General features: G+C 69.6%; 18 protein-coding genes. All 18 read left to right on the top strand.

Going from position 1 to position 16,701, the window contains the following annotated elements; all coding sequences use genetic code 11:
* The first annotated feature begins 187 nt into the window (after positions 1-187).
* The 18 genes from ISP17_RS04975 (at position 188) to ISP17_RS05060 (ending at position 16,609) form a co-directional block, all read left to right on the top strand.
* Complete coding sequence (locus ISP17_RS04975) at positions 188-682, top strand: flagellar basal body-associated FliL family protein (RefSeq protein WP_404630615.1); 495 nt, start codon at positions 188-190, stop codon at positions 680-682.
* A gap of 16 nt (positions 683-698) precedes the next feature.
* Positions 699-1,715 (top strand): flagellar motor switch protein FliM, encoded by a 1,017-nt coding sequence (gene fliM, locus ISP17_RS04980; protein WP_404630617.1) that lies wholly within the window; start codon positions 699-701, stop codon positions 1,713-1,715.
* Complete coding sequence (gene fliN, locus ISP17_RS04985; protein ID WP_404630619.1) at positions 1,712-2,041, top strand: flagellar motor switch protein FliN; 330 nt, start codon at positions 1,712-1,714, stop codon at positions 2,039-2,041. Before fliM ends, fliN begins: the two co-directional genes overlap by 4 nt.
* A gap of 2 nt (positions 2,042-2,043) precedes the next feature.
* Positions 2,044-2,472: a flagellar biosynthetic protein FliO gene (gene fliO, locus ISP17_RS04990; protein ID WP_404630621.1), complete on the top strand. Its 429-nt coding sequence runs from the start codon at positions 2,044-2,046 to the stop codon at positions 2,470-2,472.
* The gene (gene fliP, locus ISP17_RS04995; RefSeq protein WP_404630623.1) at positions 2,469-3,296 is read left to right on the top strand and encodes a flagellar type III secretion system pore protein FliP; all 828 of its coding nucleotides are present in this window, start codon (positions 2,469-2,471) and stop codon (positions 3,294-3,296) included. The genes fliO and fliP overlap by 4 nt, the downstream gene beginning before the upstream one ends.
* A 139-nt stretch (positions 3,297-3,435) precedes the next feature.
* On the top strand, positions 3,436-3,705 hold the full coding sequence (gene fliQ, locus ISP17_RS05000) for a flagellar biosynthesis protein FliQ (protein ID WP_404630625.1): 270 nt from the start codon (positions 3,436-3,438) through the stop codon (positions 3,703-3,705).
* A complete protein-coding gene (fliR, locus tag ISP17_RS05005; RefSeq protein WP_404630627.1) occupies positions 3,702-4,484 on the top strand; it encodes a flagellar biosynthetic protein FliR in 783 nt (260 codons plus the stop codon). Before fliQ ends, fliR begins: the two co-directional genes overlap by 4 nt.
* Complete coding sequence (gene flhB / locus ISP17_RS05010) at positions 4,481-5,623, top strand: flagellar biosynthesis protein FlhB (RefSeq protein ID WP_404630629.1); 1,143 nt, start codon at positions 4,481-4,483, stop codon at positions 5,621-5,623. The genes fliR and flhB overlap by 4 nt, the downstream gene beginning before the upstream one ends.
* A gap of 41 nt (positions 5,624-5,664) precedes the next feature.
* The gene (gene flhA / locus ISP17_RS05015; RefSeq protein ID WP_404630631.1) at positions 5,665-7,755 is read left to right on the top strand and encodes a flagellar biosynthesis protein FlhA; all 2,091 of its coding nucleotides are present in this window, start codon (positions 5,665-5,667) and stop codon (positions 7,753-7,755) included.
* A gap of 190 nt (positions 7,756-7,945) precedes the next feature.
* The gene (flhF, locus tag ISP17_RS05020) at positions 7,946-9,472 is read left to right on the top strand and encodes a flagellar biosynthesis protein FlhF (RefSeq protein ID WP_404630633.1); all 1,527 of its coding nucleotides are present in this window, start codon (positions 7,946-7,948) and stop codon (positions 9,470-9,472) included.
* A complete protein-coding gene (locus tag ISP17_RS05025; protein WP_404630635.1) occupies positions 9,469-10,461 on the top strand; it encodes a MinD/ParA family protein in 993 nt (330 codons plus the stop codon). Before flhF ends, ISP17_RS05025 begins: the two co-directional genes overlap by 4 nt.
* A 1-nt stretch (position 10,462) precedes the next feature.
* A complete protein-coding gene (locus ISP17_RS05030) occupies positions 10,463-11,197 on the top strand; it encodes an RNA polymerase sigma factor FliA (protein WP_404630637.1) in 735 nt (244 codons plus the stop codon).
* A gap of 68 nt (positions 11,198-11,265) precedes the next feature.
* Positions 11,266-11,673 carry a chemotaxis response regulator CheY gene (locus ISP17_RS05035; protein ID WP_404630639.1) on the top strand — a complete coding sequence of 136 codons (408 nt, stop codon included), beginning with the start codon at positions 11,266-11,268 and terminating at the stop codon, positions 11,671-11,673.
* Positions 11,670-12,311: a protein phosphatase CheZ gene (locus ISP17_RS05040; protein WP_404630641.1), complete on the top strand. Its 642-nt coding sequence runs from the start codon at positions 11,670-11,672 to the stop codon at positions 12,309-12,311. Before ISP17_RS05035 ends, ISP17_RS05040 begins: the two co-directional genes overlap by 4 nt.
* Before the next feature lie 95 nt (positions 12,312-12,406).
* Positions 12,407-14,377: a chemotaxis protein CheA gene (locus ISP17_RS05045; RefSeq protein WP_404630644.1), complete on the top strand. Its 1,971-nt coding sequence runs from the start codon at positions 12,407-12,409 to the stop codon at positions 14,375-14,377.
* A complete protein-coding gene (locus tag ISP17_RS05050; protein WP_404630646.1) occupies positions 14,377-15,117 on the top strand; it encodes a flagellar motor protein in 741 nt (246 codons plus the stop codon). Before ISP17_RS05045 ends, ISP17_RS05050 begins: the two co-directional genes overlap by 1 nt.
* Positions 15,114-16,121 (top strand): flagellar motor protein MotD, encoded by a 1,008-nt coding sequence (motD, locus tag ISP17_RS05055; protein ID WP_404630648.1) that lies wholly within the window; start codon positions 15,114-15,116, stop codon positions 16,119-16,121. The genes ISP17_RS05050 and motD overlap by 4 nt, the downstream gene beginning before the upstream one ends.
* On the top strand, positions 16,118-16,609 hold the full coding sequence (locus ISP17_RS05060; RefSeq protein ID WP_404630650.1) for a chemotaxis protein CheW: 492 nt from the start codon (positions 16,118-16,120) through the stop codon (positions 16,607-16,609). Before motD ends, ISP17_RS05060 begins: the two co-directional genes overlap by 4 nt.
* The last annotated feature ends 92 nt before the right edge of the window (positions 16,610-16,701 follow it).

Genomic DNA, 16,701 nt, shown 5'->3' on the forward strand with positions numbered 1-16,701 from the left:
CCGTCGCGAAGATGACGCGTGGCGATTCCGCCGCGCGTCAAGAAACTGCCGCCACTCCACGCGTCCACCCCCGTCGACTGGCGTTCCCGCTCACTGTGCCGGGCATGGCATGGCGTTTGCTATCGATCCATCAGTCCACCCCGCGATGGCGGGGACAGGTCATGCCTGCATACCGATTGAGGGAACCATGGAAAACGCCGAAGAGGAACCGATCGAGATCGTTCCGCCCAAGCCCAAGCGCGGCCGGCTGATCGCGATCGTCGCCGTGATCGTGCTGCTGGGCGGCGGCGCCGGGCTCTACGCCACGCTGGGCTCGCGCCACGCCGCAGGCGGCAAGGCTGCCGCGGCCGCGCCGGAGCACAGGCCCGAGCTTTACCTGCCGCTCGACCCGGCCTTCGTGGTGAATTTCCGCGACGACCAGGCGGTGCGTTATCTGCAAGTGGGCGTGAGCCTGATGAGCCATGACCAGGGCGCGCTGGACGCGGCCAAGGAAGCGCAGCCGGTGATCCGCAACGAGCTCCTGATGCTCTTCAGCGGGCAGAACTACGAGAACCTGATCGACGCCGCCGGCAAGCAGAAGCTGCAGGCGCAGGCGCTGGCCGCCGTGCAGAAGATCATCAATGCGCGCACCGGCAAGCCCGGCATCGACGCGCTGTACTTCACCAGCTTCGTGATGCAGTGATCAGCGGAGAACGGCGATGAGCGACCTGCTTTCCCAGGACGAGATCGACGCGCTGCTTGACGGCGTCGAAGGCGGCGCGGTGGAGACCGGCGGCGACGAGCCGCTGGATCCCAACGCCGTCATCCAGTACGACTTCACCCAGCAGGACCGCATCGTGCGCGGCCGCCTGCCGACGCTGGAAATGGTCAACGACCGCTTCGCGCGCTACTTCCGCACCGGCGTGTTCAGCGTGCTGCGCAAGACCTGCGAGGTGTCGGTGCTGGGCGTGCGCATGGTCAAGTTCGCCGAATACGTGCACGGCCTGGCGGTGCCCAGCAACCTCAACCTGGTGCGCATCAAGCCGCTGCGCGGCACCGCGCTGGTGGTGATGGAGCCGCGGCTGGTGTTCACCGTGATCGACAACTTCTTCGGCGGCGATGGCCGCTACCACGCGCGCATCGAGGGTCGCGACTTCACCGCCACCGAGAACCGCGTCATCCAGATCATGCTGGTGGAGCTGTTCGCCGCGATGGTCGAGGCGTGGGCGCCGGTGCTGCCGCTGGAGTTCGAGTACCTCAACTCCGAGATCAACCCGCAGTTCGCCAACATCGTCAGCCCCACCGAGACGGTGGTGGTGTCGCGCTTCCACGTGGAGCTGGATGGCGGCGGCGGCGAGATCCACCTCACCCTGCCGTACGCCATGGTCGAGCCGATCCGCACCCTGCTCGACGCCGGCGTGCAGAGCGACCGCGTGGATCGCGACGACCGCTGGAGCGAAACCCTGCACGAGGAAATCCTCGATGCCGAGGTGGGGCTCAGCACGCTGCTGCTGGAAACCGAGATCAGCATCGGCGACTTCCTGCAGCTGCGTCCCGGCGACGTGATCCCGGTGCAGCTGCCCGAACTCACCACCGTGTTTGCCGAAGACGTGCCGATTTTCCGCGGCCGCTACGGCCAGGCCAACGGCCACAAGGCCGTGCGATTCCAAGCCCAGGCGGGCCGCCGCGAGGTGCGCCTGCACAGCGACTTTTCCATGGAGCAGATCCCGTCATGAGCAGCACATCCGAAGCCTTGCAGGCCGCCGCCGAGCGCGGTCCGCTGGAAAGCATCGACGGCCAGGACGTCAACCTGGACATGATCCTCGACGTGCCGGTCACGCTGGCGATGGAGGTCGGCCGCACCCGCATCAGCATCCGCAACCTGCTGCAGCTCAACCAGGGCTCGGTGGTGGAGCTGGACCGCGCCGCCGGCGAACCGCTGGACGTGTTCGTCAACGGCACGCTCGTCGCCCACGGCGAGGTGGTGGTGATCAACGAGAAGTTCGGCATCCGCCTGACCGACGTGATCAGCCCCGCCGAGCGCGTGCGCAAGCTGCGCTGAGCGTGTCCACCGCCATGCTCGCCTTGCTCGCTCCCGCCGCCCAGGCTGCCGCGGCCGCCGCGGCCGCCGCGGCAGCCGCGCCCGAGATCAACGTCGGCGCCGAGCTGCTGCGCGTGGTGCTGAGCCTGGCCGGCATCATCGCGCTGATCTTCGCCGCCGGCTGGCTCAGCCGTCGGTTGGCCGGACGTACCGCACCCGGCGGGCGCCGCATCCGCTGCGTGGAGACGCTGGCGGTCGGCGCACGCGATCGCGTGCTGCTGCTGGAAGCCAACGGCAAGCGCCTGCTGGTGGGCGTGGGGCAGGGCGGCCTGCGCACGCTGCATGTGTTCGACGGTGAGGTGGCAACGAACGACGAGCCCGCCCCGCCGGCCGCGCCCGCGCCCGCGCCCGGCTTCGCCGAACTGCTGGCCCGCTGGAAGCGTACGCCATGACGCGTCTTTCCCGTTTCGCCATTCGCGTCGCACTGGTGCTGGTGTGCGCGTTGCTGCCGCTGGTCGCTGCGGCGGCGCCGCAATCGTCGACGCCACCGGCCGCCGCGCCCGCCATCAGCATGCCCGCCTCGCTGCCCAGCTCCGGCGCCGGCATCCCCGTGCTTACGGTGAAGAGCGCGCCGGGCGGCGGCCAGAGCTGGACGCTGTCGCTGCAGGTGTTGGCACTGATGACGGTGCTCACGCTGCTGCCGGCCGTCCTGCTGATGATGACCTCGTTCACCCGCATCATCATCGTGCTGGGCTTCCTGCGTCAGGCGCTGGGCACGCAGTCCACCCCGCCGAACCAGGTGCTGCTGGGGCTGGCACTGTTCCTCACCTTGTTCGTGATGTCGCCGGTGCTCAACCACGCCTACGCGGACGGCGTGAAGCCGTACATGGACGGCACGCTCACCGCCGAGCAGGCGCTGCCCGCGGCCACCGCCCCGTTCAAGCGCTTCATGCTCGACCAGACCCGCGATGCGGACCTGCAGATGTTTACCCAGCTCGCCAAGGAGCAGCCCTACGCCAGCAAGGCCGACGTGCCGCTGCGCGTGGCGATGCCAGCGTTCGTCACCAGCGAGCTGAAGACCGCGTTCCAGATGGGCTTCCTGCTGTTCATCCCGTTCCTGATCATCGACCTCGTCGTGGCCTCCGTGCTGATGTCGATGGGCATGATGATGGTCTCGCCGATGATCATCTCGCTGCCGTTCAAGATCATGCTGTTCGTGCTCGTCGACGGATGGACGTTGCTCATCGGTACCCTGGCGGGGAGTTTCTACACATGACGCCCGCACGCCATCGATGCCCTGTAGGAGCCCGCTCGCGGGCAATGCTCTCGCTCTCGTGCGGCGCGATCCTCAACAGCCTCCCCCTCTCCCCAGCCCTCTCCCCCGGCATCGCCGGGGGAGAGGGAGCGAAGCTGCCATGACCCCCGAATCCGTCATCGAATTCGGCCAGCACGCGCTGTACATCGCCATGCTGGTCGCCGCGCCGCTGCTGCTCACCGCGCTGGCGGTGGGCCTGTTGATCGGCGTGATCCAGGCGGCCACGCAGATCAACGAAATGACGCTCAGCTTCATCCCCAAGCTGATCGCCATGGCCGCGGTGGCGCTGATCACCGGGCCGTGGATGCTGCGCACGTTGGTGCGCTTCACGCATGACCTGATCACCGGCTTGCCGGGGGCGATCAAGTGACCGAGGTGGACCTGGCCCAGCTGCAGGCCTGGGTGGGTTCGCTGCTGTGGGCGATGGGGCGCGTGGGCGGGCTGGTGATGGTGGCGCCGGTGTTCGGCAACACCACCATCCCGGCGCGCATCCGCGTGGCGATCGTCATGCTGCTGACATTCGTGCTGGCGCCGCTGTCGCCCGCCACGGTCGATCCGATGAGCGCGCAGGGCGTGGCCACCATGGTCGGCCAGGTGCTGATCGGCGCGGCGATCGGCTTCGTGCTCAAGCTGGTATTCGAGGCGGTGTCCTTCGGCGGCCAGATGGTGTCGCAGAGCATGAGCCTGGGCTTTTCCGAGGTGGTGAATCCGGAGGGCGGCGGCAGCACGCCGGTGCTTAGCCAGCTCTACATGGTGCTGGTGACGCTGATCTTCCTGGCGATGAACGGCCACCTGCAGCTGGTGGCGCTGCTGGCCGAAAGCTTCCGCACGCTGCCGCCGGGCAGCGGCGTGATCGGCGCCAACGGCATGCACGCGATCGTGCTGTTCGGCGCGCAGCTGTTTTCCGGCGCCGTGCGCGTGGCGCTGCCGGCGGTGACCTCGCTGCTGGTGGTGAATATCGGGTTCGCCGCGATCAGCCGAGCGGCGCCGTCGATGAACCTGTTCGCGGTGGGCTTTCCGATCACCGTGACGCTGGGCATCGTGGTGCTGTGGCTGTCGCTGCGCAGCCTGCCCGGCGCGTTCCAGTCGCTCACCGACAGCGCGTGGTCGCTGATGCATGAGCTCGCCGGTACGGGAGGCGCGCCGTGAGCGAGGAGAGCAGCGCCGAAGACCGCACCGAACAACCATCCGAAAAACGCCTCAAGGAAGCGCGCGAAAAAGGCGACGTCCCGCGATCGCGCGACCTCTCCGGCGCACTGGTGGTGCTGGCCGGCGTCTCGGCGCTGATGTCCAGCGCGCCGGCGGCGATGGCGCACGTGCGCACCATCTACGGGCTGGGCCTGGGCTACACCCGCGAGGCGCTGTTTTCCGAGGCGCTGCCCGGCCGCGTGCTGCACATGGCGGTGAGCGAGGCGCTGGCGATGTTCGCGCCCGTCGCCATTGCCACGGTGCTGGCCACGCTGGCGGCGCCGATCCTGCTGGGCGGGCTCAACTTCAGCGCGCAGGCGCTGCAGCCGAAGTTCGACCGGCTCGACCCGATCGCGGGGCTGGGCAAGATCTTCGCCATGCGCGGGCTGGTGGAGCTGGGCAAGGCGCTGCTCAAGCTGGTGCTGATCGGCTTCGCGCTGGTGCTGCTTTTACGTCACTGGCAAGGCGAATTATTGACGACCGGTCGCGGATCCGTCGCGTTCGGCATCGCCGACGCGATCAGCCTGCTCGGCCGCGCCGCGCTCACCTTCGGCTGCATGCTGGGGCTGATCGGCGGCGTGGATGCGCTCTACCAGAAGTTCGACCACTCCAAGCGCCAGCGCATGACCAAGCAGGAGCTCAAGGACGAGTCGAAGGAAACCGAGGGCAACCCCGAGCTCAAGAGCCGCATCCGCCAGGTGCAGCACCAGATGTCGCGCCGCCGGATGATGCAGGACCTGCCCACCGCCGACGTGGTGGTGACCAACCCCACCCACTTCGCGGTGGCGCTGAAGTACGACGAGAACCGCTTCGGCGCGCCGCGCGTGATCGCCAAGGGCGTGGACGTGATGGCCCAGCAGATTCGCGCCGTGGCGGCCGGCCATCGCATTCCCCTGGTCGAGTCGCCGCCGTTGGCACGCGCCTTGTATGCAACGACCGAGCTGGGTCGGGAAATACCTGCATCGCTGTATGTCGCGGTGGCGCAGATCCTGGCCTACGTATTCCAGCTCAAACAGGCCGGCGCGCGCGGCGACACGCCGCCACCGCCCCCACCGCAGCCGGAAATCGATCCGGACCTGATGGGTCCGTACAAGTTGTAGCGGGGCCGGCAACGGCACCGCGCCACCCCAGGAAACACGCCATGGCCGCCGTCGGTGCACTGAACAACCTCAAGCAGATCGGCCAGCGCGGCATCGGTGCGCCGGTGATCCTGCTGGCCGCGCTGGCGATGCTGATGCTGCCGCTGCCGCCGTTCCTGCTGGACATGCTCTTCAGCTTCAACATCGCGCTGTCGCTGGTGATCCTGCTGGCGGTGATCTACGTGATGCGGCCGCTGGAGTTCGCGGCCTTTCCCACCGTGGTGCTGATGGCCACGCTGCTACGCCTTGCGCTCAACATCGCCTCCACCCGCGTGGTGCTGCTGCACGGCCACGACGGCCCCGGCGCCGCCGGCAAGGTGATCGAGGCGTTCGGCGAGTTCGTCATCGGCGGCAACTTCGCGGTGGGCCTGGTGGTGTTCGCGATCCTCACCATCATCAACTTCGTGGTGGTCACCAAGGGCGCCACCCGCGTGTCGGAAGTCACCGCGCGCTTCACGTTGGATGCGATGCCCGGCAAGCAGATGGCGATCGACGCCGACCTCAACGCCGGCCTGCTCACGCAGGAGCAGGCGCGCGAGCGCCGCCAGGAAGTGCGCGAGGAAGCGGACTTCTACGGTTCGATGGACGGTGCCTCGAAGTTCGTCCGCGGCGACGCCACCGCCGGCATCCTGATCCTGATGATCAACATCGTCGGCGGCTTCTTCGTCGGCGTGTTGCAGCACGGCCTGTCCGCGTCGGAAGCGGCCAAGACCTACACCCTGCTCACCATCGGCGACGGCCTGGTGGCGCAGGTGCCCTCGCTGATGCTGTCGATCGCCGCGGCGGTGATCGTCACCCGCGTGTCCAAGTCGCAGGACATGGGCAAGCAGCTGGTCTCGCAGATCTTCGGCCAGCCGCGTGCGCTCGCCGTGGCCGGTGCGGTGCTGGGCGTGATGGGGATGATCCCGGGCATGCCGAACATCGCCTTCCTGCTGCTCGGTTCCACCTGCGGCGGCGCGGCATGGCTGATGATCAAGCGCGAGCGCGACACCGCCGCGCGCGTGGCGCAGAAGGCCGCCGAAGTGCCGCCACCGGCGGCACCGACCGAGCGGCTGGAGCTGGGCTGGGAGGACGTGGCCAGCGTCGATCCGCTGGGCCTGGAAGTGGGCTACCGGCTGATTCCGCTGGTCGACACCCACCAGGGTGGCGAACTGATGGGGCGGATCAAGTCGGTGCGCCGCAAGCTGTCGCAGGAGCTGGGCTTCCTGGTGCCGGCGGTACACATTCGCGACAACCTGGATCTGGGACCCAACACCTACCGCATCACCCTGATGGGCGTGCCGATGGGCGAGGCCGAGGTGCACACCGATCGCCTGCTGGCGATCAATCCCGGCCACGTGCACGGCCCGGTGCCGGGCATCCCCACGCGCGATCCGGCGTTCGGGCTGGAGGCGGTGTGGATCGAGCAGGGCCAGCGCGACAACGCGCAAAGTCTTGGCTACACGGTGGTCGATCCGGCCACGGTGATCGCCACGCACCTGTCGCACATCCTGGGCAGCCACGCGCACGAGCTGCTCAGCCACCAGGACGTGCAGCAGCTGCTGGACCGCCTCTCGCAGACCGCGCCCAAGCTGGTGGAAGACCTGGTGCCCAAGCGCCTGGCGCTGGGCACGGTGGTCAAGGTGCTGCAGAACCTGCTGGCCGAGCGGGTGCCGATCCGCAACATGCGCTCGATCGTCGAATCGTTGGCGGAGCACGCCAGCCAGAGTCAGGATCCCGGCGTGCTCACCGCCGCGGTGCGCGTCACGCTCGGCCGGCAGATCGTGCAGGAGATCATCGGGCTGGGCACCGAGGTGCCCGTCATCACGCTGGCGCCGGAGCTGGAGCAGATCCTGATGAGCTCGCTCACCGGCAACGGCGGCACCGGTGCGGCGGTGGAGCCGGGGCTGGCCGACCGCCTGCAGCAGGGCGTGGCCGAGGCCGCGCGCAAGCAGGAAATGAGCGGCGAACCGGCGGTATTGCTGGTCGCGCCGCAGCTGCGCACCTGGCTCGCGCGCTTCACCCGCCACGTGGCACAGAACCTGCACGTACTCGCTTACAACGAGGTGCCCGACAACCGCCGGGTGCGGCTGGTGCAGGCACTGGGACGCTGAGCGAGGAGTGCGTGATGAGAAGTGAGAAGCGAGAGTCGAGCCGCCCAGCGGCCATGCCAACGGCGCCGAGCTGGCAGCGCGTGGCGCGTCATCCCGCCGGCATCGTGGTGTTCGCCGCCGACTCCGTCCGCCGCACCGCACCGCGCGCCTCGTCCCCGGTTTCCCGCCATTCGCTGCGGAGCAAGCACGCATGAAGATCAAACGTTTCGTCGCATCGGACATGCGCCAGGCCATGAAGCTGGTGCGCGAGGAGCAGGGCCCGGATGCGGTGATCCTCTCCACCCGCCGCCTGGCCGAGGGCATCGAGATCATCGCCGCGCTCGACTACGACGAGGCCCTGGTACGCGAGGCCGCCCGCCACGGCGTGCCGGCCGGTGACGAAGCGCCGGCGCCGGCCGGCAAGGCATCGACGCCGGCGGTGGAGGAATCCCCGTCGCCGCGCCTGTGGCGTCGACAGACCGCCAGCGCTGCGGCCGCGCCGTCCGTGCCGGAGGTGCCGGAGGTGCCGGTGGCCGCCGCGCGCATCGAGTCCGCCGTGCCGCCGACCGTCGCCCGTCCCGCGCCGACGCGTGCGCCGGTCGCACCGGTGGTTCGCGCCGAGGCGCCGGTCGCCCCACGCGCCACGCCGCCGGCGGCTGCGGCGCGCACCGCGCCGGCCGCACCGAACACGACCCCCACCACAAGTGCCCCCGCGATCGCGCCGGCCGCCGTCGCCCGCGCTGCTGCCGAGGAACCGGTGCCGATGCATCCGGCGGTGGAACGCGCCATGCAGGACACCGCGCGCATGCGCGCCGAGCTCGGCAGCCTGCGCGAGATGCTGGAGATGCAGCTGTCCAGCCTGGCCTGGAACGACATGGAGCGCCGCCATCCGCTGCGTGCCCGCGTGCTGCGCGAATTCACCCGGCTGGGCATCGACGCTGACGTCGCCCGCCAGCTCGCCGACGACCTGCCCGAGCAGATCAGTCCCGAGCAGGCGCGCTACCTGCCGCTGGGCATGCTCAGCCGCAATGTGGCCATCAGCGGCCGCGGCGACAGCGACGGCGGCATGATCGCGCTGGTCGGCCCCACCGGCGTGGGCAAGACCACCACCATCGCAAAACTGGCGGCCAGGGCGGTGGTGCGCCACGGCGCCGCCAACGTGGCGCTGGTCAGCACCGACAACTACCGCATCGGCGCCGCCGCGCAGCTGGAGCACTACGGCCGCCTGCTCGGCGTGCGCGTGTACCCGGCCGACGACGCGGCGAGCCTGCGCCAGGTGCTGGAGATGCTCAAGGGCAAGCACACCGTGCTGATCGACACCGCCGGCGTGTCCGGCTCCGATCCGCGGCTGGAGCAGCAGATGGACGTGCTCAACGAGGTCGCCCATAGCGACGGCATCGCGCTGCGCATCTCGCTGGTGCTGGCCGCCAACGCGCAGGCGCAGTCGCTGGAGGAATCGGTGCGCGCGTACATGCCGCTGGCTCCGGCCAGCGTGCTGTTCACCAAGCTCGACGAAGCGCCCAGCCTCGGCGGCGCGCTGTCGGTGCTGATCCGCCACAAGCTGCCGCTGGACTACACCACCGACGGCCAGCGCGTGCCCGAAGACCTCGCCGTGGCCGACGCCCGCGTGCTGGTGCTGCGCGCCGCCCACGTACTCAAGACATCCGCCGCCACGGCCCCCACGCTGGACGACAGCGCGCTGGCCGAGCGCTTCGGTTTCGCGGTGGCCAGCGCATGAGCGCCGTGCTGTCGCCCGCATCGTTTTCCGCCGGCACGCTGGAAGAGCGCGCCTTCATCAAGAATCAGGCCTGGGGACTCAAGCAGATGGTTTCGTCGCTCACCGAGATGGCCGCGCCACCCGTCGTCCACCACGCGCCGACGCAGGCGGCCAACCTCGACCGGCGCCCCACGCGCCAGCGCTGCCGCACCATCGCGGTGTGCGGCGGCAAGGGCGGCGTAGGCAAGACCACGGTGGCGGTGAACCTGGGCATGACGCTGGCCATGATGGGCCACGAGACGATGCTGCTGGATGCCGACATGGGCCTGGCCAACGTCGACGTGCTGCTCGGCCTGGCGCCCTCGCGTCACCTGGGCCACATGCTCGACGGCCTGTGTGGCCTGTCCGACCTGGTGCTGGAGGCGCCGCACGGGCTGAAGGTGATTCCCGCCGGCTCCGGCGCGCGCCGGCTGGCGCAGCTGGGCTCCGGCGAGCAGGCCGCGGTGATCCGCGCCTTCGACGAGCTGCCCCAGGTGCCCGACTTCCTGCTGGTGGATACCGCCGCCGGCATCTCCGACTCGGTGGCGATGTTCGCCGCCGCGGCCGACGACGTGGTGCTGGTGGTGTGCGACGAGCCCGCCTCCATCACCGACGCCTACGCCATGGCCAAGGTGCTCAGCCGCGACTTCGGCGTGAAGCGCCTGCACATGGTGGCGAACATGGTGCGCAACCTCGGCGAGGCCAAGGCGCTGCACCAGAAGCTGGCGCGGGTCACCGACCGCTTCCTCGACGTGATGCTCGATTTCATGGGCTGGGTGCCGCAGGACGAGCGCCTGCGCCAGGCCATCCGCCGCCAGAACGCGGTGGTGGATGTGGCGCCGGGCAGCCGTTCGGCGCAGGCATTCAAGCAATTGGCCGGTGCGGCCGTTACATGGGCAGAACCCGATCGCCCGGGTCTCGACCGCATCGCATTTTTCAGTGGTCAGGCTGCACCGGCGACGGGGTGGTGAGATGAGCGTGGCAACCGAATACCTGCAACTTCAACGGCAAAGCGCCGACGAACTGGTGAAGACGCATGCGCCGCTGGTGCGGCGCATCGCCTATCACCTGATGGGGCGGCTGCCGCCCAGCGTCGACGTGGGCGATCTGATCCAGTCCGGCATGATCGGGCTGCTGGAGGCGTCGCGTAACTACGCCACCGATCGTTCGGCCAGCTTCGAGACGTACGCCGGCATCCGCATCCGTGGCGCCATGCTCGACGAGTTGCGCAAGACCGACTGGACGCCGCGCTCGGTGCATCGCAAGGCGCGCGAAGTAGCCGAGGTGGTGCGCCAGATCGAGGTGGAGACCGGTGCGGATGCCGACGACGCGGAGGTGATGAAACGGCTGGGGCTGACGGCCGATGAATACCACCAGGTGCTGGCCGATGCGGCCAGCTCCCGATTGCTGAGCCTCACGGCGCCGGACGACGGCGACGGCAGCCCGGCAATGGACGTGGCCGATTCGAGCACGCTCACTCCCGCCGAGGACATCGAGCAGACCGGCATGCGCCAGGCGCTGATCGATGCGATCACCACGCTGCCCGAGCGCGAGCAGCTGGTGATGTCGCTGTACTACGAGCAGGAACTGAACCTCAAAGAGATTGGCGCGGTGCTCGGCGTCACCGAGTCGCGGGTCTGCCAGATCCACGGCCAGGCGATCATCCGGCTGCGCGCGCGCATGACCGGCTGGCGCGACGACGACTGAGCAACGCGGGCAACACAACTTACCTACGGGCTGGCGCACGGCGACCCATCGTGCAAGTGGAGACGGGCTTGAACAAGAACATGAAGATCCTGGTGGTGGACGACTTTTCCACCATGCGCCGCATCGTGCGGAACCTGCTCGTGGAGCTGGGTTTCTCCGGCCAGCTGATCCAGGAGGCCGACGACGGCGAGAACGCGCTGGTGATGCTCAAGAGCCAGCCGTTCGACATGGTCGTGACCGACTGGAACATGCCCAACATGACCGGCATCGACCTGCTGCGCGCGATCCGCGCCGAGGCCTCGCTGAAGGGGCTGCCGGTGCTGATGGTCACCGCCGAGAACAACCGCGACCAGATCATCGCCGCCGCCCAGGCCGGCGTGAACGGCTACATCGTCAAGCCGTTCACCGCCGCCACGCTGCAGGAAAAACTCACCAAGATCTTCGAGCGGCTCGCCGCGGCAGGAGCTTCCGCATGAGCGCCCAACTCACCCTCACCCCCGACGCGCTGCCCAACGAGCTGCACGAGCTGCTCAACAGCCCTGATGGCCCGGCCTTCGAGCAGGCGCTCGATTCCATCGTGCGCCAGCGCGAGCAGAAGCTGTTCCGCGCGCTCGGCCTGCTGGCCCGCGACCTGCACGACGCCGTGCGTCGCCTCGGCGGCGAGCTGGTGCAGGACGGCTATCCGGACAGCGTCACCGACGCGCGCAAGCACCTGCAGGACGTGCTGGAGATGAGCTCGCAGGCCGCGCACCGCACGCTGGATTTCGCCGAACGCACCCGCCCGGAGGCCGAGGCGCTGGCGCACAACGCCGCGACCATCCTCGCCACGGATCCCGCCGGCAGCGACGCCGTCTGCGCGCTGGCGCAGCAGGCCAGCGCCTTCGCGCAGAGCTGCAACGCCGGCCTCAACGACATGGTGATGGCGCAGTCCTGGCAGGACCTCTCCGGCCAGCGCATCAAGAAGGTGGTCGCCTTCATCGGCTCGGTGGAGTCGTCCATGCTCGAACTGGTGCGCCTCACCGGCGCGCTCTCCGGCCGCGAGCCGGTCGAGGCGGTGGAAAAGATCAACAGCCAGGACGAGGCCGATCGCCTGCTGAGCGAGTTCGGATTCTGAGCCCGCGCATGACGGTGATCGCGCCGACGCTGCGTCGCCTCTCCCACGCCTGCCGTCATGCGGCGGGCGTCGTGCTGCCTGCCGGAAACCGCTAGATGGATCCCTCCTTCGACGCCGAACTGCGCGACGACTTCCTGGTCGAGGCCGGCGAGCTGGTCGAGCGCCTCGGCGAGCAGCTGGTGGGCCTGGAGGCCGCGCCGCAGGACGCCGAGCTGCTCAACGCCGTGTTCCGCGCCTTCCACACGGTGAAGGGCGGCGCCGGCTTCCTCAACGTGGACCCGATGGTGCAGCTGTGCCATCACGCCGAGGACCTGCTCAACGAGGCGCGCAACGGCAGCCTGCTGATCGACCCGGCGCGGATGGACGCGCTGCTCGAAGCGCTCGACCTGCTGCAGTCGATGATGGCCGCGCTGGCCGCCAACGACGCCATGGCGATGCCGCCGCCGGCGCTGCTGGTGCGCCTCACGCCGCCGAAGAAGGGTGCGCCGCCCGCGCCCGCGCCGGTCGCGGCGCCGCCATCGGCGGCCGCGACGGCCGGTGGCGCCATCGACGACAGCGAGTTCGAGGCGCTGCTCGATTCGCTCTACGGCACCGCCGCCCCCGGCACGGTGGAACCGGCGCCTGTCGCCGCGCCCGCTGTGTCCAACACCATCAACGACGACGAATTCGAGGCGCTGCTCGACCAGCTGCACGGCAACGGTGCGCCGGCCCCGGTGGTTGCGGTGGCAGCGCCGGCCGCCGGCGGCATCAACGACGACGAGTTCGAGGCGCTGCTGGACAACCTGCACGGCAAGGGCGGCACGCCCGGCCAGGTGGTCGCATCCGCGGCGCCGGCCCCCATGCCTGCGCCGGCTCCCGCACCCGCACCCGCCCGCGCTGCCGCTGCCCCGGCCGAGACCAGCGTGCGCGTGGACACCGCGCGGCTCGATGCGCTGGTCAACCAGGCCGGCGAACTGCTGCTGCTGCGCAACCGCCTGCTCACGCTGGCCGCGCGCAATGGCGACAGCAGCCTGTCGTCCACCGTGGACGAGCTCAACCGCGTCGCCGACGACCTGCAGAACGCCGTGCTCGGCATGCGCATGCAGCCGGTCGGGCGATTGTTTCAGCGCTTTCCGCGCATCGTGCGCGACCTCGCGCGCCAGCTCGGCAAGGACGTGGACCTAGTCACCGAAGGCGAGGGCACCGATCTCGATCGCAGCTTGGTCGAGGCGCTGGCCGACCCGATGGTGCACCTGATCCGCAACGCGCTGGACCACGGCCTGGAAGGGCCGGAGGATCGGGAGCGCGCGGGCAAGTCGCGCCGCGGCACGGTCACCCTCACGGCCAGCCAGCGCGGTGAGCGCATCGTCATCACGGTGAGCGACGACGGCCGCGGCATGAACCCCGAGGTGCTGCGGCGCAAGGCGGTGGAGAAGGGCGTGATCGACGAGGCGCAGGCCGCACGCCTCACCGAGAACGAGTGCTACGAGCTGATCTTCCGCGCCGGCTTCAGTACCGCCGCCACCGTGTCGGACATCTCCGGCCGCGGCGTCGGCATGGACGTGGTGAAGACCCGCATCACCGAACTGGGCGGCACGCTGCGCGTGCAATCGCGGCTCGGCCACGGCAGCACGCTGGAACTCACCGTACCGCTCACGCTGGCGATCCTGCGCGTGCTGATGGTGCGCGTGGGCGATCGCCTGCTGGCGCTGCCGCTGAGCAACGTCGACGAAGTGTTCGAGCTGCGCCCGGGACAGGACAGCCTGCTCGACGGCCGCATGGTGGCCGCGCATCGCGGTCGCGCGCTGGTGCTGGGCGATCTCGCCGGCTGGGCCGGCGTGGCCGACGGTGCCGGGCGCCACGTGGTGGTGCTGCACATCGGCCACCTGCGCCTGGGTTGCCTGGTGCATGAGGTGATCGGCCGCGAGGACGTGATGGTCAAGCCGCTCGGCCACCTGTTCGCCGGCACCACCGGCGTGGCCGGCGCCACCGTCACCGGCGATGGCCGCCTCGCGCTGGTGCTCGATCTGGCCGGCCTCGCCGATGACAGCGGCGAGCTGTTGCCCGCGTTGCGGATGAGTGCTTGATGGATCTGGTCAGCCTCATTGGAACGGTGCTGGCCTTCGCGGTCATTGCCATCGGCACGGTGCTCAAGGGCTCCAGTCTGGAGTCGCTGTGGAATCCGGCGGCGTTCCTCATCGTGTTCGTCGGCACCTTCGCCGCGCTGATGGTGCAGACGCCCGGCAAGGTGCTCAAGCGCGCCGGGCAGCTGCTGCCGCTGGTCTACAAGCCGCCGCTGCATTACCCGCAGAACTTGATCAAGCAGATCATCGGCTGGAGCGAGGTCTCGCGCCGCCAGGGCCTGCTCGGGCTGGAGCCGCAGCTGGACGAGATGCGCGACGGCTTCTCGCGCAAAGGCCTGCAGCTTCTGATCGACGGCGGCGAGCCGGAGGCCATCCGCAGCGTGCTGGAGGTGGAGCTGGGCACGCGCGAGCAGGCCGACATCGACGCGGCCAAGGTGTTCGAGAACGCCGGCACCTACTCGCCCACCATGGGCATCATCGGCGCCGTGATGGGCCTGATGGCGGTGATGCAGAACCTGGCCGATCCCAGCAAGCTCGGTCACGGCATCGCCGCGGCGTTCGTCGCCACCATCTACGGCATCGGTCTGGCCAACCTGCTGATGCTGCCGATAGCCGCGCGGCTCAAGGGCATGATCCACAAGCAGACCGAGATGCGCGAGATCCTCATCGAGGGGCTCGTGTCGATCGCCCAGGGCGACAACCCGCGGCAGATCGAAAGCAAGCTGCAGGGCTTCCTGCCATGAGGCGCAAGCGCCACGAAGAGCACGTGAACCACGAGCGCTGGGCGATTCCCTACGGCGACCTGATCACCCTGCTGCTGGCCTTCTTCGTGGTGATGTACGCGATGTCCGCGGTGAACGAGGGCAAGTACCGCGTGCTGTCGCAGTCGATGATGGAGGCCTTCCACGGCACCAGCCGAGTGATCGCGCCGTCCGACATGGCGCCCAGTGCGTCGCCCAGCGCCGCGCCGGTGGTCGATCCGCAGGCCAATGGCCACGGCTCGGCGCTCACCCCCATCAGCCTGCCCGGCTCGGCCGCCCAGCCCGCGCCGACGAAGGAGCAGCAGAACCTCGCCGCCATCCAGCACAGCGTCGAGCAGGCGCTGCAGCCGCTGATCGACAAGAAGCTGGTGGTGATCCGGCGCACGCCGAACTGGCTGGAGATCGAGATCCGCACCGACATCCTGTTTCCCAGCGGCGTGGCGCGCATCGCCCCGCAGGCGCAGAGCGTGCTCGGCAGTCTTGCCGGCATCCTGGCGCCGTTCCCCAATCCGCTCAGGATCGAGGGTTACACCGACAACAAGCCGATCAATACGGCCGCCTATCCGTCCAATTGGGAGCTGTCCGCCGCACGTGCCGCCAGCGTGGCGCGGCTTTTTTCCGACCACGGGGTCACCCCGAGCCGGCTCGGCATCATGGGCTGGGGCGAGGTGCGGCCCATCGCCGACAACGCCACCGAAGACGGCCGCAACCGCAATCGTCGCGTGATGGTGGTGGTGCTGAGCGATCGCGACGGCCCCAGCCGTTTCACCATGGACGCCGGCAAGCCCGCTACGGCCGACGTCAACCCGCCGGCCGCTGCGCTCCCGCCCGCCGCGCAGGACGCGGCGAGCACCGGCGCCGCGGAGACGCTGGCCGTCACCGCACCTGCCTTGTCGGCGATGGCCGATGTCCCGGCGGCCGCTGCGCGGCCGGGCAGGGCAGCGGCATCCGAGCGTTCCTCCACCTCCACCGAGTCCGTCCCATGAGCGCAGCCAGCCCGTCCCGCAGCCGTTCGCACGCGCCGGTGGTAGAGGCCACGGCGCAGTCCTGGCTCACCTTCCAGCTCGCCGGTCAGCACTACGCCGCACCGCTCGCCGAGGTCGGCGAAGTACTGCGCGACAGCGAGATCACCCCCGTGCCCGGCGCCGCGCCGGACCTGCTCGGCATCCGCCACCTGCGCGGCCAGATCGTGCCGGTGATGGACGGCCGCCGCCGCCTCGGCCTGCCCGAGCAGCCCGCCGCCGAACCGGCCGGCGTGCGCGTGGTGATCCTGCACGCCAACGGCCAGCTCATCGGCCTGCGCGTGGACGCCATCGGCGACCTCATCCACCCCACCGCGCAAACCATCGAGCCGCCCCCCGCCGGCCGCGCCGCGCGTGCCGACGAACCCGTCAGCGGCGTGGTGCCGGTGGCCGGTGGTTTTGTCGCCCTGCTGGATATCGGGCGGCTGTGCCGGATGCCCGAAGCCGCCTGATCCGCCTCAGTCGCCCCTGCTCGCCTGCTGGACGCAGGCACGTCGTGACCGCGACATCCCGGGGCAACGTCAAGCGCCTGCGTTAAGCGGCG

This window comes from Dyella ginsengisoli (assembly GCF_044904665.1).
Taxonomy (GTDB): domain Bacteria; phylum Pseudomonadota; class Gammaproteobacteria; order Xanthomonadales; family Rhodanobacteraceae; genus Dyella_A; species Dyella_A ginsengisoli.